General features: G+C 35.4%; 19 protein-coding genes and 1 pseudogene. 8 read left to right on the plus strand and 12 right to left on the minus strand.

Translation table 11 applies throughout. The features are described 5' to 3' along the window. Nucleotides 1–16 precede the first annotated feature (16 nt). Nucleotides 17–796 carry a hypothetical protein gene (locus DV434_RS01250; protein ID WP_118785915.1) on the minus strand — a complete coding sequence of 260 codons (780 nt, stop codon included), beginning with the start codon at nucleotides 794–796 and terminating at the stop codon, nucleotides 17–19. A gap of 310 nt (nucleotides 797–1,106) precedes the next feature. Here DV434_RS01250 and rpsP point away from each other — a divergent pair, with 310 nt between their 5' ends. The 4 genes from rpsP to rplS are packed head-to-tail and all read left to right on the plus strand — an operon-like array spanning nucleotide 1,107 to nucleotide 3,092. Continuing rightward, nucleotides 1,107–1,355 (plus strand): 30S ribosomal protein S16, encoded by a 249-nt coding sequence (gene rpsP, locus DV434_RS01255; RefSeq protein ID WP_053465607.1) that lies wholly within the window; start codon nucleotides 1,107–1,109, stop codon nucleotides 1,353–1,355. A 44-nt stretch (nucleotides 1,356–1,399) separates the two neighbouring features. Further along, nucleotides 1,400–1,927: a ribosome maturation factor RimM gene (rimM, locus tag DV434_RS01260; RefSeq protein ID WP_118785914.1), complete on the plus strand. Its 528-nt coding sequence runs from the start codon at nucleotides 1,400–1,402 to the stop codon at nucleotides 1,925–1,927. A gap of 37 nt (nucleotides 1,928–1,964) precedes the next feature. Further along, a complete protein-coding gene (trmD, locus tag DV434_RS01265) occupies nucleotides 1,965–2,705 on the plus strand; it encodes a tRNA (guanosine(37)-N1)-methyltransferase TrmD (RefSeq protein WP_118785913.1) in 741 nt (246 codons plus the stop codon). A 36-nt stretch (nucleotides 2,706–2,741) separates the two neighbouring features. Continuing rightward, nucleotides 2,742–3,092: a 50S ribosomal protein L19 gene (gene rplS, locus DV434_RS01270; RefSeq protein WP_005626422.1), complete on the plus strand. Its 351-nt coding sequence runs from the start codon at nucleotides 2,742–2,744 to the stop codon at nucleotides 3,090–3,092. 51 nt (nucleotides 3,093–3,143) lie between these two features. On the opposite strand, the gene DV434_RS01275 is transcribed toward rplS, so the two are convergent. After that, complete coding sequence (locus tag DV434_RS01275; protein ID WP_118785912.1) at nucleotides 3,144–3,881, minus strand: epoxyqueuosine reductase QueH; 738 nt, start codon at nucleotides 3,879–3,881, stop codon at nucleotides 3,144–3,146. A 50-nt stretch (nucleotides 3,882–3,931) separates the two neighbouring features. After that, on the minus strand, nucleotides 3,932–4,921 hold the full coding sequence (ispB, locus tag DV434_RS01280; protein ID WP_118785911.1) for an octaprenyl diphosphate synthase: 990 nt from the start codon (nucleotides 4,919–4,921) through the stop codon (nucleotides 3,932–3,934). 212 nt (nucleotides 4,922–5,133) lie between these two features. Between ispB and rplU the strand changes: the two genes are divergently transcribed. From rplU to cgtA, 4 genes are all read left to right on the plus strand, one after another. Continuing rightward, entirely contained in the window at nucleotides 5,134–5,445 is a 312-nt protein-coding gene (rplU, locus tag DV434_RS01285) for a 50S ribosomal protein L21 (protein WP_077422789.1), read from the plus strand. Between the two features lie 20 nt (nucleotides 5,446–5,465). Next, nucleotides 5,466–5,723 carry a 50S ribosomal protein L27 gene (gene rpmA / locus DV434_RS01290; protein WP_005626413.1) on the plus strand — a complete coding sequence of 86 codons (258 nt, stop codon included), beginning with the start codon at nucleotides 5,466–5,468 and terminating at the stop codon, nucleotides 5,721–5,723. Nucleotides 5,724–5,803: 80 nt separating this feature from the next. Then, the gene (locus DV434_RS01295) at nucleotides 5,804–6,724 is read left to right on the plus strand and encodes a DMT family transporter (protein ID WP_118785910.1); all 921 of its coding nucleotides are present in this window, start codon (nucleotides 5,804–5,806) and stop codon (nucleotides 6,722–6,724) included. Between the two features lie 27 nt (nucleotides 6,725–6,751). Next, complete coding sequence (gene cgtA, locus DV434_RS01300) at nucleotides 6,752–7,924, plus strand: Obg family GTPase CgtA (RefSeq protein WP_118785909.1); 1,173 nt, start codon at nucleotides 6,752–6,754, stop codon at nucleotides 7,922–7,924. Nucleotides 7,925–7,984: 60 nt separating this feature from the next. Here the strand turns inward: cgtA and ndk are convergent, their stop codons facing one another. The 9 genes and pseudogenes from ndk to DV434_RS01345 all read right to left on the minus strand — a co-directional run bounded on the left by ndk (nucleotide 7,985) and on the right by DV434_RS01345 (nucleotide 18,385). Further along, complete coding sequence (ndk, locus tag DV434_RS01305) at nucleotides 7,985–8,410, minus strand: nucleoside-diphosphate kinase (RefSeq protein WP_192881516.1); 426 nt, start codon at nucleotides 8,408–8,410, stop codon at nucleotides 7,985–7,987. Nucleotides 8,411–8,419: 9 nt separating this feature from the next. Next, complete coding sequence (gene pepB / locus DV434_RS01310; RefSeq protein WP_118785907.1) at nucleotides 8,420–9,724, minus strand: aminopeptidase PepB; 1,305 nt, start codon at nucleotides 9,722–9,724, stop codon at nucleotides 8,420–8,422. Nucleotides 9,725–9,774: 50 nt separating this feature from the next. Then, nucleotides 9,775–11,013 (minus strand): O-antigen ligase family protein, encoded by a 1,239-nt coding sequence (locus DV434_RS01315; protein ID WP_118785906.1) that lies wholly within the window; start codon nucleotides 11,011–11,013, stop codon nucleotides 9,775–9,777. 3 nt (nucleotides 11,014–11,016) lie between these two features. Then, on the minus strand, nucleotides 11,017–12,909 hold the full coding sequence (locus DV434_RS01320) for a polysaccharide biosynthesis protein (RefSeq protein WP_118785905.1): 1,893 nt from the start codon (nucleotides 12,907–12,909) through the stop codon (nucleotides 11,017–11,019). 37 nt (nucleotides 12,910–12,946) lie between these two features. Further along, nucleotides 12,947–13,534: a sugar transferase gene (locus tag DV434_RS01325; protein ID WP_275045290.1), complete on the minus strand. Its 588-nt coding sequence runs from the start codon at nucleotides 13,532–13,534 to the stop codon at nucleotides 12,947–12,949. Nucleotide 13,535: 1 nt separating this feature from the next. Further along, complete coding sequence (locus DV434_RS01330; RefSeq protein WP_118785903.1) at nucleotides 13,536–14,747, minus strand: DegT/DnrJ/EryC1/StrS family aminotransferase; 1,212 nt, start codon at nucleotides 14,745–14,747, stop codon at nucleotides 13,536–13,538. A gap of 13 nt (nucleotides 14,748–14,760) precedes the next feature. Beyond that, nucleotides 14,761–15,576 (minus strand): glycosyltransferase, encoded by an 816-nt coding sequence (locus DV434_RS01335; protein ID WP_118785902.1) that lies wholly within the window; start codon nucleotides 15,574–15,576, stop codon nucleotides 14,761–14,763. Beyond that, complete coding sequence (locus tag DV434_RS01340; protein ID WP_118785901.1) at nucleotides 15,573–16,610, minus strand: glycosyltransferase family 4 protein; 1,038 nt, start codon at nucleotides 16,608–16,610, stop codon at nucleotides 15,573–15,575. Before DV434_RS01340 ends, DV434_RS01335 begins: the two co-directional genes overlap by 4 nt. Before the next feature lie 1,127 nt (nucleotides 16,611–17,737). Then, nucleotides 17,738–18,385 (minus strand): annotated as a pseudogene (locus DV434_RS01345) (IS1595 family transposase). Nucleotides 18,386–18,399: the final 14 nt, after the last annotated feature.

Consider the following 18,399-nt stretch of genomic DNA (forward strand, 5'->3'; position numbering starts at 1 on the left):
TCCTATTGGTAAGGGATTAATTTAAACCTTCTAGCATTGCTTGAAAGGTTTTGTAACGAATTGCATCATTATTGTGCTGTAAATTTTCTCGAGGTTGATCTAAATACGAGAAATCATCAACTTCCACACCTTTAAATTGGCGATTGAACATCATATTTGCTAAAGCGAGGCGGGGCTTAATTTCTGAAGAAGGGGTTATCAAACTCACTCGATTCTCGGTAATAGAAAAAGTTGTTTGATTAGGAAAATCTTGATGTATCTGTTCAATAATTTTTTGAAATATGCCTTTAGCATCCAAAGACAATAATATGATTTGATCTGGTTTTGCCCCTCGTTCTATTAAAGCCTGAACAAATTGCTCCGAATTATCTGTTTGACGAATATAAATTTTTGCCTGCTCATTTGCTAAAAAAGACACCAATAAGTTTTTCTTCATTTCCTGAATTAAATTAGCATCGCCAGTATTTATCGGCTCAAAGTATAAGTAATCAAGAAATTTAGGGGTGAGATTTTTATCTGTTTTAAAAATACGAGTAAGGATTTTTTCGCTTATTTGGATCTGGTTATCTAGAAATTGAGGAGGTAAAGAAAAAAGTGCGGTGAGTTTTTTCTGTAAAATCGAAACTTGTTGCTTTTCTTGTTTAGCTAAAGCGATTGAAAATTGTTGCTTTAAAGCCTCCGCGGACTCAGTTGATATTGATTGGTGAGAAGACGGAGGAGGACTCGCTATCACAGATTGTTGAATGCCAATACATGACGCTAATCCAAGTAACACAGAATGAAAACCGATTTTCATAATAAACCTCATTTAACTGATATTTTATCAATATAAAATACCGCTTAACGCGTAAACTTGACCTAAAACTATTTGAGAGTTTCTTAGATTATACGTAAAACAAAATTGCATGTGAATGATAATATTTACCTTTTCAAGAGAATATAACGTACTTATTAGAATGCGCATCCAAAACTTGCAATTTTGCTCAAAAAGTATAAAATTCGCAGGCTTTTTGTCTATATATACAGAGAAAAAAGTAAGCTATATTCTTAAATCACTTTCGAGTTTGAGAATATTCTTTTAGTAATTAAACATTTAGAGGAAGGTTATGGTAACCATTCGTTTATCTCGTGGCGGAGCTAAAAAACGCCCATTTTATCAAATCGTAGTAGCTGACAGCCGTTCACCACGTGACGGTCGTTTCATTGAGCGTGTAGGTTTCTTCAACCCAATCGCACAAGGTAACGCAGAACGTGTTCGTATCAACCTAGACCGTGTTAACCACTGGGTTGGTCAAGGTGCATCACTTTCCGATCGCGTTGCGAGCTTGGTAAAAGAAGCTCAAAAAGCAGCATAATTTTGCTTTTTGATTTAGTTCTTAAACTAAGATAGGTGAGAAATATGGAACAACAACGTATTGAAGTTGTGGGCAAATTAGGCTCAACCTACGGTATTCGTGGGTGGTTACGTATTTATTCATCAACAGAACAAGCTGAAAGCATTTTTGAGTATCAACCTTGGTTTTTAAAAATTAAAGGTGAATGGCAGCCAACAGAATTAGAAAACTGGCGTCATCATAATCACGAAATCATCGTTAAATTAAAAGGCGTTGATGATCGTGAAGCCGCTCAAACTTTAGCAAATGTTGAAATTGGTGTGGATTTATCTGTATTCCCAGAACTCGAAGAAGGCGATTATTACTGGCACGATTTAATCGGTTGTTCAGTCGTAAACTTAGAAAGTTATACAATGGGAACGGTAACAGAGATGATGGAAACCGGTTCTAATGATGTGTTAGTGGTGAAAGCCAATACGAAAGATGCTTTTGGAAAACAAGAGCGGTTAATTCCGTTTTTGTATGAACAAGTAGTTAAAAGAGTCGATCTCACCACGAAAACAATTGAAGTGGATTGGGACGCTGGTTTCTAATCTCAAGTATGCACAAACGTAATGTAGTAGGCTTTTTATGTGGATAGGGGTGATTTCATTATTCCCCGAAATGTTTAAAGCGATTACGGAATTTGGGGTTACAGGTAGAGCCGTAAAACATAATCTTCTGCAAGTAGAATGTTGGAATCCAAGAGATTTTACATTCGACAAGCATAAAACCGTGGATGACCGTCCTTATGGTGGTGGTCCGGGAATGCTGATGATGGTGCAACCTTTACGGGATGCAATTCATGCTGCGAAAGCAGCGGCAGGAGAAGGCGCAAAGGTGATTTACCTTTCGCCACAAGGACGTAAACTCGATCAAAACGGCGTAACCGAACTTGCTCAAAATCAGAAATTGATTTTGGTATGTGGACGTTACGAAGGTATTGATGAGCGATTGATTCAAACTGAAATCGATGAAGAATGGTCAATCGGCGATTACGTTCTAACCGGCGGGGAGTTGCCGGCAATGACATTAATTGATGCTGTTGCGCGTTTTATTCCCGGTGTATTAGGCAAACAAGCCTCCGCAGAAGAAGATTCTTTTGCAGATGGTTTATTAGATTGCCCGCATTACACCAGACCGGAAGTGTTAGAAGGATTAACTGTACCACCCGTGCTGATGTCGGGACATCACGAAGAAATTCGGAAATGGCGATTAAAACAATCGCTACAAAGAACGTGGCTCCGACGCCCTGAGCTCTTAGAAGGCCTAGCTCTGACTGACGAACAACGTAAACTGTTAAAAGAGGCGCAAGCCGAGCATAACAGTTAGTTTCAGTTACATCTAGGATCAATAAAGGATCAAACAATGTCTAACATTATCAAACAACTTGAACAAGAACAATTAAAACAAAACGTACCTAGCTTCCGCCCAGGTGATACTTTAGAAGTTAAAGTATGGGTAGTTGAAGGTAGCAAACGTCGTTTGCAAGCATTCGAAGGCGTGGTTATTGCAATTCGTAACCGTGGCTTGCACTCAGCATTTACTTTACGTAAAGTATCTAACGGCGTAGGCGTTGAGCGTGTATTCCAAACTCACTCTCCAGCTGTAGATTCTATCGCAGTTAAACGTAAAGGTGCGGTACGTAAAGCTAAACTTTACTACTTACGTGAACGTTCAGGTAAATCAGCTCGTATTAAAGAGCGTTTGGGCGAATAATTTCGCAAAGAAAAAGGCTTGGAATTCCAAGCCTTTTTTGCATTCATCATATTAATCAGCACTATAATACAATTTTCCGATTTCAATTTTTTGACGACCAGTCTCTTCTCGCCATTTATTACTATCACGTAAAGAATACACACAACCGCAATATTCCTGTTGATAAAACCGCTCCCGCTTACTAATCTCAATCATGCGTTGCGAGCCACCTTCTTTACGCCAGTTATAATCCCAATAAATAACATCATCATATTTTTCTGCAGCTCGATGCCCACAGCCATTGATTTGATTCATATCCTTCCAGCGAGAAATACCAAGACAACTAGTAAACACAGGGAAACCGTGTTCATGAGCATATTCAGCGGCTTTTTCAAAGCGCATATCAAAACACATAGTACAACGGATCCCCCTCTCTGGCTCCCATTCCATTCCTTTGGCACGATCAAACCAATTTTGACGATCGTAATCTGCATCAATAAATGGAATGCCAAATTTTTGGGCAAAACGAATATTTTCTTCTTTACGAATTAAATATTCTTTGAGTGGATGAATATTCGGATTGTAAAAATAAATCGTAAATTCAATGCCAGATGCAAGGATTGCCTCCATCACTTCACCCGAGCAAGGCGCACAGCATGAATGTAAAAGAAGTTTGTTATGTCCATCTGGCAACTCAAGTTTTTCACGAATAAAAGGCGCATTAGGATCTTTGCGTACCTTTTGTTTACGAGTTTTACCTTGAAAATTAACCGCACTTTGCTCGAGTTTAGATTGAAGTTCTGTATTCATAAAGTTTAATTAAAATTAATTGGTATTAAGTATATAAGCTAAATTAAGGACTAATAATTTCTAGCCACAGACAAATACGCCAAAGAAATCAATGCCTTCTTATAATCACTCTCTGGCAACATTGCAATTGCATCTACTGCCTTTTGAGCTTCTTCTTTTGCACGATTCATCGCATAATCTAAAGACTTATGCTCAGCCATAATAGCTAATACTTCATCAATAGCTTCACGTTTACCGCCTTGCTCAATCGCTTCGCGAATTAAAGCCGCCTGTTGAGCATTACCATGACGCATAGCGTGTAGAAGAGGAAGGGTTGGTTTTCCTTCAGCTAAATCATCGCCTACATTTTTACCTAGAGCTTGCGCATTTGCACTATAATCCAATACATCATCCACGAGCTGAAATGCAGTTCCAATATAACGCCCATAATCTTGTAAAGCCTTTTCCTGAACTTCTGTTCCACCCGCGACAATTGCCGCAGCCTGCCCCGCTACTTCAAACAAACGAGCAGTTTTGCTATAAATTACACGCATATAATTAGCTTCACTCGTTTCAGGATCATTAACATTCATTAGCTGCTGAACTTCGCCTTCCGCTAAAACGTTAGTCGCATCGGCCATAATTCCCAAAATCTTCAATGACTCTAATCGTGCAACTAATTGAAATGCACGCGTATAAATAAAGTCTCCTACAAGTACACTTGCAGCATTCCCAAATTCTGAGTTCGCCGTAGCGCGCCCACGACGCATATCGGACTCATCCACCACATCATCATGTAATAAAGAGGCAGTATGAATAAATTCAACAAAAGTAGCACAAGTAATTGAATTAGCACCATCGAAACCTAAAGATCGAGCTGCAAGAACTGCGATCAATGGACGGATCCGCTTACCACCACCTTGAACAATATAAAAACCTAACTGTCCTATTAATGGAACATCTGAATTGAGCTGAGCAAGAATATTTTGATTCACTTTTTGCATGTCGGGATCTGCAAGTTTCTGGATCTCGTCTATGCTCATAAGATCTTGTTTCTTCATTTTTTCATCAATTATTAGTCAAAGTGCGGTACATTTTACCCGAATTTTCAGACTTTCTGAAATCAATCCGCAAATGAAGGGAATTTTTTTATTTTATTGTAAATAAATTCTTGCCATAGGTAGGATTTTTCCGTAGAATTTGCGACCTATTTATATGAATTTTTAAGTGTGGACTGCTAAAGAGCAGGGAAACACAATTAAGCGGAGTATTTATGTACGCAGTTTTCCAAAGTGGCGGTAAACAACACCGTGTGAGCGAAGGTCAAGTTATTCGTTTAGAAAAACTTGAACTTGCAACTGGCGCAACAGTTGAGTTCGATTCTGTGTTGATGGTCGTTAATGGTGAAGATGTTAAAATCGGTGCACCAGTAGTTGCTGGTGCAAAAGTAGTGGCTGAAGTAGTTGCACAAGGTCGTGGCGAGAAAGTTAAAATCGTTAAATTCCGTCGTCGCAAACACAGCCGTAAACAACAAGGTCATCGTCAGTGGTTCACAGAAGTGAAAATCACTGGGATTCAAGCATAATTTCAGAGGAGATCAAGTAGATGGCAACTAAAAAAGCTGGTGGTTCAACTCGTAACGGTCGTGATTCTGAAGCTAAACGCCTTGGTGTTAAACGTTTCGGTGGCGAATCTGTATTAGCAGGTAGCATCATTGTTCGTCAACGTGGTACTAAGTTCCACGCGGGTAGCAACGTAGGTATGGGTAAAGACCACACCTTATTCGCAACTGCAGATGGTAAAGTTAAATTTGAAGTAAAAGGCGAGAAAAGCCGTAAATACGTAAGTATTGTTACTGAATAATTTAAAATCTATTCGATTGAAACGCCCTACAATTTTGTGGGGCGTTTTGTCTTTTTTAATTTCACATAAGCGAGCAATCAATGAAACAACAACCTTTATTAGGCTTTACCTTTGCGCTTATTACCGCTATGGCTTGGGGATCCTTACCTATCGCCCTAAAACAAGCTTTGTCTGTAATGAACGCACAAACTATCGTATGGTATCGTTTTATTGTAGCCGCAATCTCATTATTAGTCCTACTTGCTTATAAAAAGAAATTACCCGAACTAATGAAAGTCGGCCAATATGCTTGGCTTGCTCTTATTGGGGTAATTGGCCTTACCGGCAATTTTCTATTATTTAGTAGTTCGCTGAATTATATTGAACCTTCAGTTGCACAAATTTTTATTCATTTATCCTCTTTTGGAATGCTTATCTGTGGTGTCCTGATCTTCAAAGAAAAATTGGGTCTGCACCAAAAGATCGGTCTTTTCTTATTGTTAATTGGTTTAGGCTTATTCTTTAATGATCGTTTTGATGTATTTGCCGGACTAAATCAGTATTCAACAGGTGTCATCTTAAGCGTAGCAGGATCCCTTATTTGGGTCGCTTATGGAATGGCACAAAAATTAATGTTGCGTAAATTTAATTCACAACAAATCTTGCTAATGATGTATTTAGGTTGTGCCATAGCTTTTATGCCGATGGCTGAATTCTCGCAAGTACAAGAACTCACACCTCTAGCTCTGATTTGTTTTATTTACTGCTGTTTAAATACCTTAATTGGATACGGCTCTTATGCGGAAGCACTTAATCGTTGGGATGTATCAAAAGTCAGTGTTGTTATCACACTTGTACCTCTTTTCACAATCCTATTTTCCCATATTGCCCATTATTTTAGCCCCGTAGATTTTGCGGCACCAGAATTGAATAATATTAGCTATATTGGCGCATTTGTTGTAGTATGCGGGGCAATTTTATCCGCGATTGGACATAAATTATTACCGCATAAAGCTCATTAAAGTGCGGTTTATTTTGGAGAAGTTTTAATGAAATTTATTGATGAATCCCTTATTCGAATTGAGGCTGGGGATGGTGGCAACGGTTGCGTAAGTTTCCGTCGAGAGAAATTTATTCCGAAAGGCGGCCCTGACGGTGGCGACGGTGGCGACGGTGGCGATGTATATTTACAAGCTGATGAAAACCTCAATACCTTAATCGATTACCGTTTTAATAAACGCTTTGCGGCAGAGCGCGGAGAGAATGGACGGAGTTCAGATTGTACAGGACGTCGTGGTAAAGATATTATTTTACCTGTTCCCGTAGGAACTCGCGCTATTGATAATGACACCAAAGAAACCTTGGGAGATTTAACCCAACACGGTCAAAAAATGTTGGTAGCCAAAGGTGGTTATCACGGTTTAGGGAATACCCGTTTCAAATCATCGGTAAACCGTGCACCGCGTCAAAAAACAATGGGAACACCGGGCGAAAAACGCGATTTATTATTGGAATTAATGCTACTTGCTGATGTGGGAATGCTCGGTTTACCTAATGCTGGTAAATCCACTTTTATTCGTGCCGTTTCAGCAGCCAAACCAAAAGTTGCAGATTATCCATTTACTACCTTAGTACCTAGTCTCGGTGTTGTGAAAGTGGACGACTCACATAGTTTCGTAGTCGCTGATATTCCAGGATTAATTGAGGGCGCAGCAGATGGTGCTGGGCTAGGAATTCGCTTTTTAAAACATTTAGAACGTTGCAGAGTTCTTATTCATTTAGTCGATATTGCTCCAATTGATGGCTCTAATCCAGCAGATAATGTCGCTATTATTGAATCTGAACTTTTCCGATACAGCGAAAAATTATCAGAAAAGCCACGCTGGTTAGTATTCAATAAAATTGATACGATGAGTGATGAAGAAGCTGAAGAGCGAGCTCAAGAAATTGCTGAACAATTAGGTTGGGAAGAAGAGTATTACCTGATTTCAGCTGCAACAGGGAAAAACGTTCCACCACTTTGTCGTGATATTATGGACTTTATCATAGCAAATCCACGCGAAGCTGAAACACAACAAGTTGCACCTGAAGAAGTGAAATTCAAATGGGAAGATTACCATCAAGAACAACTAGCTGAGCATCAATTTGATGATGACGAAGATTGGGATGATGATTGGACCGAAGAAGATGATGAAGGAATTGAGTTCATTTATAAACCTTAAGAAGCTCTAACTTAAATTCAAAAGCACCTAAACTGTTGTTTAGGTGCTTTTTACTATCAATCAACAACGCTCAAAAATTTCAGAATCAGTAAAGAAATAGGCGATTTCACGATTTGCACTTTCCACACTATCCGAACCATGAACCGAGTTCTCACGCTGACTTAATGCAAAATCTTTACGAATTGTACCTTCTGCTGCAGTTTCTGGATTCGTTGTACCAATCAAAGTGCGGTAATCTTTCACTGCATTTTCTTTTTCAAGAACAGAAACCACTATCGGTGAAGACATCATATAATCAACTAAAGGAGCAAAAAATTCTTTGCCTTGATGCTCAGCATAAAAGCCTTCAGCCTGCTCACTCGTTAAGAGAACCATTTTAGAGGCTATAATTTTAAAACCATTTTGCTCAAAACGAGTTAAGATCTCCCCAATTAGATTACGCTTTACCGCATCAGGTTTAATAATCGAAAAAGTTCTTTCTGTCATCATATCTCCTTACTTCAATGATTTTGATAACATTAAATTTGCTAAAGTTTGCACACCAATCCCTGTTGCCCCTACAGCCCATAAATCACTACCAGATTTACGATAAGTTGCGGAACAATCAATATGCAACCAATTTTGTTGATAATTTTTTACAAAATACGATAAAAATGCAGTTGCAGTACTTGCCCCCGCTCCAACTGGAACCGAACCAATATTAGCAATATCTACAAAAGATGAATTAATTTGTGAACGATGAAAATCTTCAAATGGTAAACGCCAGAAAGGTTCATTTTCTGCTTGTGCTGATTGGAAAAGGTTCTTCACTAACTCATCATCCATAGATAATACCGAATGATAGTCATTTCCTACAGCCACTTTTGCAGCCCCAGTTAAAGTCGCACAATCAATAATAAAACCCGGATTTTGGTTATCAGCTTCAATCAATCCATCAGCTAACACCAAACGCCCTTCAGCGTCAGTATTGAGCACTTCTGCTGTCACGCCATTTTTATAAGTAATAATATCACCCAGTTTAAATGCATTATTGCTTACCAAATTTTCTGCGCAACATAAATACAGTTTAACGCGTTGATTTAATCCACGAGCGATAGCGAAACCTAATGCCCCAGTTAATAATGCAGCCCCGCCCATATCGGTTCGCATTGTGCTCATTCCATCACTTGGTTTAATGCTGTAGCCGCCACTGTCAAAAGTAATCCCCTTGCCAACCAAACAAGCTAACACTGGCGCATTCGGATCTTGCGTTGGATTGAAATCAAGTTGCAACATAGCGGGCAAGTTCGCAGATCCTTTACCTACAGTCCAAATTCCATGATAGCCTTGTTGATCAAGTTCCTCCCCAAAAATAATCTTAAAACTTACCGCACTTTTTTCATTATAAATGTCCGCCTGGTTTAAGATAAATTCTGCTGCACGTTCTGCTAATTTTAGTGGTGTTAGGCTTTGTGCTGGTTCATTAATAATTCCACGCACAAAATCGCCACATTCAATACGCGCCAATAATTCATCTTGTGGTTCATCATCTAAATGTGGAAACTCAATCCCGTAATCTTGTTTTGAGGTATAAAAACCTTGATAAAACGCCCAGCAAAATTCCAAATCCCATTCTTCACCAACTAATTCCACATCTTTAATCCCCTGTCCACGTAATTTACGTGCAGCTTGTTGAACTAAAGTGCGGTCAGTTTTTTGATTATTTTTTAAATGAATCGTAGCTTTATTAGACTCAAAGCTCAAAATAGCATTTTTTCCCCAAGCGTCAGAGGCTTGATTTATTGATAATATAATTTCCATTTTTATTTCCTGAATAGAAGAACATACCGAAAATATAGCGACAATTCTGATCAAGAATCTGATATAGATTTTTGCATAAATGACCAAAATAAGACTAAAGAAAAGAAATAAAATATATTTCCCGAATTATGTGTTAGAAATGCTTGTGTTAAACAATAGCTCATTGTGGATAACACATGAACAATACCAAGGGTAGTAAGTAATTTTATCTTTTTATTATTTGGAAATTTTTTCTGTTTCCGATAAAAAGAACACAGTGGGACCAGAAAAATGCCTAAAATCGCAACTCCGCCTAAGATACCTTTTTTAGCTAATTCATCAATAAATTGGTTATGTAGGTGAGAATATACTGTAAATTCACGAGATACAATGCCTTTATCCGCTAGGCTTTTTTTATATTCATCTAATGCTTTCAAACTCCAACCAGAAATAGGATGCTCAATAAAAGCATCCACTCCCATCTTCCACATATCTAAACGAGCGCCTATACTTCCATCTTTAGAATTTTGAGAATAATGGCTCAGGTTATTCTTCACATCTAATATTCTACCGACAAATTGCTCGTTAGTACTTAATGAAATTCCCCCAACTAGAATACTTAGTACAACAGCACTAAGTAATTTTTTAGATATCATATTTCTATACATGTAAAGTACAAAAACAAATATTAAAGGAACACCGACCCATCCGCCACGAGCTAAAGAAAGCACGCTAGCTAATACACCAAATAATCCAGCAATAACAGCAAGTAAAGCAAATTTATTTTGCTTTATTTCAAAGAGATACAAAGCAATTACTAAGCTAAATAAACCTAAAGACATTGCAATATCGCCAGATTGAATTTTCATTTGTTCATTAAAAGCCGCGGGTAAATGCAAAATATAGTATTGGTAAAGTGCAACTAACCCTGCAATAAAAGATCCTAACGGAATGCTATAAAGCAATACATCAAATTTTACCTTGGCATAACTGACGAAAATAATCACAGAAAGAAATAAAAATGCTCTTAGAGGATTATCAATCAGCTTAAATTTATCACCATGTAAAATAATAAAAAAAAGAGCAATCAGGAAATATAGAGAAACAACAAAAAAGATAGGGTTATTCTGTTTTATAATTTCTGTTATCTTAAATTTCTTATATAGAGAATAGAAAACGAATAAAACACTTGCGACTAACAATGCTGTTGATCCGTAGTTATATCCTTTAGGGAAAACTAAGAGTAAAGTAAAAAAACAAAATATAGACGTATTAATAAATAATTTTAGGTATTTTTCTTTTCTATACACTGATTAATCCTTATATAACATATCCACAATTTCTGTTGTTGGATTAAAATCTATAGGCGCATTTAACAATATCTCACGAATAGATATATAATCCGCATGCTTACAAGCTTGCTCTAACTGAACTAATACGCTTGATAGATGATCAAATGGTAAATAGTATTCTTCTGCAGTCATAATTCGTGAATGTTCAGTCTTATGAACATTATCTCCACCAATTAACAATTCTTCATACAGCTTCTCTCCTGGACGCAACCCAGTATAAGTAATTTCAATATCGCCTTTCGGATTGGTTTCATCCTTAACCGAGAGCCCTGATAATTGAATTAAGTTTTTAGCTAAATCCACTATTTTAACTGCCTCCCCCATATCTAAAATGAAAACATCGCCACCTTTTGCCATTGCTCCAGCCTGAATAACAAGCTGGGCTGCTTCAGGAATAGTCATAAAATAGCGAATAATATCGGGATGAGTCACAGTAATTGGTCCACCTTTTAAAATTTGTTTTCTAAAAAGTGGAATTACAGAACCCGATGAACCTAACACATTGCCAAAACGCACCATACTAAAGCAAGTTTGTAAATTTTTAAGCTGTTCAGAAAGTGCCTGCAAACAAAGCTCCGCCATACGCTTACTCGCTCCCATTGTATTTGTTGGACGAACAGCTTTATCAGTTGAAATGAGAACAAAAGATTTAACGTTATGATCAGCCGCACATTTTGCGACATTATATGTACCGAAAATATTATTTCGAATACCTTCAATGATATTGTATTCTACTAAAGGAACATGTTTATAAGCGGCAGCGTGATAAATTGTATCGACATTAAAATGATCTAAAATACAATCTAAACGCTCAATATCCTGTACATTACCTAACATAGGATAAATCTTAGTACTAAAACTATTTTTCTTTACTATTTCAACCAATTCTTGATGAATGGAATATAGTGAAAATTCAGAAAGTTCAAATAAAATTAAGGTATTAGGTTTATTTAAAATAATCTGACGACATAATTCAGAACCAATAGACCCTCCAGCTCCAGTTACCATTACTGTTTTATCAAAAATATTTTTTTGTAATAACTCTTTGTTTGGTAAAACAGGCTCACGACCTAATAAATCTTCGATTTTCACTTCACGTAATTCATCAATCTTAGCGTGACCTTGTAAAATCTCTTCCATATCAGGAATAGTTCTTACCTTAATTTTCAAAGGAATTAAACTATCAATAATGGCTTTCCGTTCACGACGAGAAGCACTTGGAATTGCTAATAAAATAACTTTAATATGATATTTTTTCACAAGGTTAGAAATATCATTAGATGAGTAAATTTTATTACCTAAAAGATAAGTACCATGTAACTTCACGTTATCATCAATAAACCCTCTGATACGATAACGATAAGTATGTTTAAGCAGTACTGCTAACTGCCGCCCTGTTGTTCCTGCACCATAAATCAAAACAGATTCATTATCTTTATCTAAAATTAAACTAACATAATAGCGAACTAACATCCTTGCACTACCACATAGCAGGAATACATAAGAAAAATAAATAACGGGTACAGTTCTAGGTATATCTGAACCGATAAAGAAAGAAAAGAAAATAAGACTAACAGCTGAAACGAAAGCACCTCCAGCTACCATTGCTAAAGCTTTAAAAGAAATGTAACGCAAGATTGCACGATAAAGCCCTAATTTAATAAACGTAAAAAGAGTTATCGCAATTGTACATAATATAGTTGTCCAAATTTCAGTATTGTCAAATGCAACTATTCCGCCCAGTCGAGTCCAGTAAGCTAGAAAAAATGCAGATATTAATAAGACCACATCAATAAAAAGACTAATTACTCTCTTTTTAGTTCTCGACATTCCAAATACTAGGGAATAAATCATACAAATACCCTTAAGTTAGTAAAATTGGTTAAACAATCTACCTAACAATCTTCAACAATGTTAGAAAGATTATTTTAAAGTATTCTGATACATTTTTATTCTGAATATACTTTATATTATATTTAATCTTCTCAGTCATAATCTCTTCAATATATGTTTTCTCAGGATCGCTTGATTTCCCCAAAATCTCATTTTCATCCATATATTCAATTGAAGCATAATCTGTAATACCTGGTTTTACAGAAAGTACTTTTTGTTGCTCATCAGTATACAGATCAACATATTTTCTTACTTCTGGACGAGGGCCCACTAAACTCATATCACCAAGCAGTACATTAATCAACTGTGGTAACTCGTCAAGTTTATATTTACGAATAAAATAACCTGAACGGGTAATTCTAGGATCTTGACCACCTACAGTGATTAACCCATTTTTATCAGCATCAACTATCATCGAGCGAAACTTAAACAGACCAAAATCGATACCATTCTGTCCAACTCGAACTTGCTTATAAAAAATAGGACCTTTTGAATCAATCTTAATCCAAATAGCTAATATGATGAAAATAGGGGCTAGAACAACTAGTCCAACTAAACTTAAAATAAAATCAAAAAAACGAATCACTTTACTTAACCTTATTATAGACATTCACAACAGTATCAATTACAAATTTAACTTGCTCATCTGTTAATTGAGGATAGATAGGAAGAGAAATCTCACACTTATAGTTATTATATGCCTGCGGATAATCTTCAATTCTATACCCTAAGTTCTTAAATAAAGTAAGCATTGGCATTGGGATAAAGTGAACATTTACAGCCACTTCACTCTTAGCAATTTCATCAATCATCGCATCTCGTTGCGCTTCAGTAAAATCTTTAATACGTAGCGCATACAAATGATACGATGTTTCTTTTTCGCCTTGTTTTGATGGCGGCAAAATTGCCCAATCATATTGTTTAAATGCTTTGCCATAAGTATCAAAAACACGTTTACGTTCTTTTAGCAAATCTTCATAAATACGAATTTGTGCTAAGCCGATAGCAGCATTCACATCTGCTATATTAATTTTCATACCTAGACCAGTAATATCGTATCGCCAACCACCGGCTTTACTCTTAGAGAAAGCATCTTTAGTTTGACAGTTTAATGCCATTTGGCGAAGCTCACCATAGAGTTTAGCATTATCAAAAGGTGCTGGTAAGTTAATACAAATTGCACCACCTTCAGCTGTTGTAACATTTTTTACGGCATGCAATGAGAAAATAGCAATGTCAGTTTCACTTCCTGTTCTCATGCCCTTTTTGTACCAAGCACCTAAAGAGTGTGCTGCATCATTCAATACTAAAATACGACCAAGTTTTTCTTGATTCTCGCTTTCAGCCTTAAAGAGCGGTCGAATTTCTGAAGATTTTACCAAATCCATAATTTCGTCATAATCGCAAGGGAACCCAGCAATATCAACAGGCATAATAGCTTTCGTTCTTGGTGTAATTGCTTTTTTAATCGCATCCAAAGAAATATTAAAATCTTCTGAAGTATCTACCATTACTGGTTTTGCTCCCGCATGTAACACCGCTAAAGCTGTTGCACTATAAGTGTAAGCAGGTACAATCACCTCATCACCTTCTTTTACTCCAAACCAACGAAGCATCATAATCGCTGCAGAAGTCCAAGAGTTTACACAAAGCACTTCTTTGGCCCCTGAGAATTGTTTAATTTCTTCTTCTAACGCTTTAACTTTAGGCCCTGTTGTAATCCAACCTGAACGTAAAGAATCTACAACTTCATTGATTACATCTTCATTAACATATGGAGGAGAAAATGGAATTTTCATGTTTTTATCCTTTCTATCTAAATAATTTATATAATAATTTTTTCACAAAACTTGGAGAAATAGACATCAAAAAATAAGCAATTGCGTAGATATCTGCTTTAATACCATAATTTAAATCTCTATTTATATAAAATAGACGGAATTTTAGTAGCCCAATTGTTTTTTTCCAATTTGCTCTGCGCTTATAAAAATCGGAACTGCGTCTGAATTTCAAGCCAATATAGTCTATATTAGCTAACTTACAGTTATTTAGAAAACCTTGATACCATAATAAGGTATCTTCAGCCATCACTAAACTTGGAAGATATTTTACTCCTTTTTCAAAAAATCGTCTTCTAAACATAGTTGTAGGATGAGCTATAGGATCTCTCTTAGAAAAGAACTTTCGAAGCTCATCATGTGTTTGAGGATAAATAACTTGGTCCTTAATTATTTCATTTTTTTCATTTATTTCCTCCAAAAAACACCCTACTGCATCAATATCCGTGTTTTTTTCAAGAAATTTAACTTGTTTTTCAAAACGTTCCGGAGTAGAAATATCATCAGTATCCATCACTGCAATATAATCACCTTTGCATTTTTCTAACCCTATACTTTTAGCACCGCCGGTCCCAAGATTTTTTTCTAAAGAAATAATATCTAAAACCTTACCGAGCTTCACTTTCCAATTCTTTATGACATCATATAACTCTGGCGTTAAAGGACCATCTTCAACCAACACTATTTGATCTGGTTTTGTCGTTTGGTTATCCCAAATACTGTTCATTGCTTGATCAAAATATTCTGGTTTTTCTTTATAATAAATTGACATTAATACTGAAAGACTCATTCATGCTCCAAAAGTGATTTCCACTGATTCAATATATTCTCTTTGGTATATCTAACCGCACTTTTCTTAGCTTCATCTGAACAAGAAATTCTTTTATCTTTGCTAGAAATCAGTCTTTGTATAGAAGATGCTAAACTATCAATATCTCCTAAAGGAATAAGAAAACCATCTTTATCATGTGTAATAACTTCCGATGGTCCATATGGACAATCAAACGATACTATAGGTAATCCAAAAGATTGAGCTTCAATCAATACCATTGGTAATCCTTCAAAAAGTGAAGACATTACAAGAAAAGAAGATGAAAGATAAACATCCTCCATATTATTTGCGGTGCCTTTCAAATGAATATTTTTTATATCAAGCTTGTTAATTAAATGTAATAAATTATCATATTCGTCACCCTCGCCCCATATCTCCAAGGTCCATTCAGAAATAACGTCTTTAGGTATCTTATTCCACGCTAGAATAAGATCTCCAAAATTTTTCTGATAATCTAATCGACCAACAGCAATAATTTTTTTACTATTAATAGAATATACTCTATTCGATATTGGGTATGGAGATATATTACTTATATTGAAAACTTTTTTACCTGAATAATTTTTTAAATCACTTTTAGTGAGAACGACAACCTTATCAATTAAGGCATAAAAAAGCTTAGATAATACTTTTAAGTATAAATTACGACTCACAAATGAAACATGCTCTATAGATAAGAGCTCTATATTTTTTTTAGGTAAAATAGAACACAACATAGATAGTTTCCCCATGTTATGAATAATAATTCTATCTGGTTCCTCTATGTTTATAATGTTTCTTAGTTTATTATAAAAATAAACAATATTTCCATCTACCTTAATAACCTTAACTTTATCTAAAAGAGGAAATGCAACATCTGAATCAGATGTATCACGATTAACAATTACAATTTCATAATTTAATTTTTCTTGGAATAAGTTCGCAAGTAGAACAGCAACTCTTTCCATTCCTGACTTACATTTCAATGAATTTATAACAAATAGTATTCTCATAACTTAACCACAATAAAATTTAACAATCAATTATCATAATTTTTCTTTCTCTCTTCATTTGATATCATTTGATATCATTGATAAATAGAACAAAACAATATCCAATGGAGAAAATAATACTATATCATCCAAATATGCCCTAGATAAAAACATAAATAATATAAAAACATACAAAAATTTACGAGATAATAAGACCTATAGAATATAAAAAGCACAAATAAAGTATGTATTATACCAAATCTTATATGCCCAGCAATAAATGAGTTATGTGGATTATTATTAAATGATGCGACCATCTTACAACACTGCTGAATATCTGCGCCAAGAAATAATGCGAAATGTTGATCTACGATACCATATAGATACTCTTCCATCATAATACTTCTATCTGATTTAATACCATAAGAGAAGCTTGTTTTTTTGTGAGAAAAAATCAGTTATCAACTCTAGATTTAAATTTAAAATAGATAATAATAGAAAAGATAAAAATATTTTTAAAAACCAGTATTTCTTATTAAAAAAGTATAGATACACCAATATCAATCCTGATATTATTATTCCACTTCTACCATAAAGAATTACACACCCTAAAAAAGTTAAAACAGGGTAGATCAACGGAATTTTCAAACCATGCCTATCATAAGTTAGAATAAGCAAGCACAATATAAATATATACACACTGCTTACATAATTACGGCTACCTTTCTCAAAGGTATCATTATATAATATCAGGATCTGAAATACCAAATTTTAATAGATAGTAAAATATCATCACTGTATAACAAAAAAACAACCTTAATATACTTATAAGAGTTATCTATCTTAAGTAATAAATTAGCAGATAATAGCGAAAATAAGTCTAAAGAGAAATTATATACGTTAAGTAAAAATGACTCATTCCTACTTAACAACCCAAATAATATAAACAATATGGAAAAACAGGCTAATAATATAAGATCATTGATTTCTTGCTTTTTAGATACAAAAAAAACACTCAAAACCCAAAAACAAAAATAAAAAACAAGAAAGAATAATTATCAAATTTCAAATAAAGAAAATATAATAAAAGTTGAAATAACAATATAACTGGAGCGAGATTTAACTTTAGGGGCTGACGTAGATTAGCCCTAAATACCACACCATTTTCTCAATATTTTAAGCTGTTCTTTTGGTGTTCCAAAGTTAAACCGAAATTCACATTCCTTCAAGAATAAAGGAAAGTTTTTTCGGTCGATTCCATTATATTTTCGGAGGATTCTCTTCGACTGACTCCAGAAATTTTCTATTCCATTTATGTGGTTTTGTTTCACCGCAAATAGTTCGGAATGATTGATTCATTCGTGGTGAAATTTGCTCACATCAAGGGCATCATAGCTTCGATAAGTATCAGTATAAACCCAGCTGTCAGGGTTGATTTTCCTCACAATAACAGGCATTAATGTCTCTGTTTTGGTATTTTCTACCACTAATACTTTTCCTTGTCGCTTTAACAAACCGAATACAGCAACTTTTCCTGCTTCACCTCGACCTCGTTTTCCTTTACGATGACCACCGAAATAGCTTTCATCAAGCTCAAATTGACCATCAAAAACCTCATCGGCTTCAAGGGCTAAATGATAGCTAATGACTTCACGAACTTTTCGGTAAAACAAAATCGCTGAATTGGCTTGGATACCGAGTAAATCAGCCGCTGCTCGGGCTGTCACTTCTAATACAAAAAATTCAAGGAGCTTATTTTGTATAGATATCTTTAATTTACAATGAGTTATCTTCATTTTTATAGACTAGC

Origin of the sequence: Haemophilus haemolyticus (assembly GCF_003493685.1) — a bacterium.
GTDB classification, from domain to species: domain Bacteria; phylum Pseudomonadota; class Gammaproteobacteria; order Enterobacterales; family Pasteurellaceae; genus Haemophilus; species Haemophilus haemolyticus_O.

Bases quoted from the DNA above. Each gene is read 5' to 3' on its own strand.
- DV434_RS01250 (WP_118785915.1), bottom strand. From the start codon at position 796: ATGAAAATCGGTTTTCATTCTGTGTTACTTGGATTAGCGTCATGTATT.
- rpsP (WP_053465607.1), top strand. From the start codon at position 1,107: ATGGTAACCATTCGTTTATCTCGTGGCGGAGCTAAAAAACGCCCATTT.
- rimM (WP_118785914.1), top strand. From the start codon at position 1,400: ATGGAACAACAACGTATTGAAGTTGTGGGCAAATTAGGCTCAACCTAC.
- trmD (WP_118785913.1), top strand. From the start codon at position 1,965: ATGTGGATAGGGGTGATTTCATTATTCCCCGAAATGTTTAAAGCGATT.
- rplS (WP_005626422.1), top strand. From the start codon at position 2,742: ATGTCTAACATTATCAAACAACTTGAACAAGAACAATTAAAACAAAAC.
- DV434_RS01275 (WP_118785912.1), bottom strand. From the start codon at position 3,881: ATGAATACAGAACTTCAATCTAAACTCGAGCAAAGTGCGGTTAATTTT.
- ispB (WP_118785911.1), bottom strand. From the start codon at position 4,921: ATGAAGAAACAAGATCTTATGAGCATAGACGAGATCCAGAAACTTGCA.
- rplU (WP_077422789.1), top strand. From the start codon at position 5,134: ATGTACGCAGTTTTCCAAAGTGGCGGTAAACAACACCGTGTGAGCGAA.
- rpmA (WP_005626413.1), top strand. From the start codon at position 5,466: ATGGCAACTAAAAAAGCTGGTGGTTCAACTCGTAACGGTCGTGATTCT.
- DV434_RS01295 (WP_118785910.1), top strand. From the start codon at position 5,804: ATGAAACAACAACCTTTATTAGGCTTTACCTTTGCGCTTATTACCGCT.
- cgtA (WP_118785909.1), top strand. From the start codon at position 6,752: ATGAAATTTATTGATGAATCCCTTATTCGAATTGAGGCTGGGGATGGT.
- ndk (WP_192881516.1), bottom strand. From the start codon at position 8,410: ATGACAGAAAGAACTTTTTCGATTATTAAACCTGATGCGGTAAAGCGT.
- pepB (WP_118785907.1), bottom strand. From the start codon at position 9,724: ATGGAAATTATATTATCAATAAATCAAGCCTCTGACGCTTGGGGAAAA.
- DV434_RS01320 (WP_118785905.1), bottom strand. From the start codon at position 12,909: ATGATTTATTCCCTAGTATTTGGAATGTCGAGAACTAAAAAGAGAGTA.
- DV434_RS01330 (WP_118785903.1), bottom strand. From the start codon at position 14,747: ATGAAAATTCCATTTTCTCCTCCATATGTTAATGAAGATGTAATCAAT.
- DV434_RS01335 (WP_118785902.1), bottom strand. From the start codon at position 15,576: ATGAGTCTTTCAGTATTAATGTCAATTTATTATAAAGAAAAACCAGAA.
- DV434_RS01340 (WP_118785901.1), bottom strand. From the start codon at position 16,610: ATGAGAATACTATTTGTTATAAATTCATTGAAATGTAAGTCAGGAATG.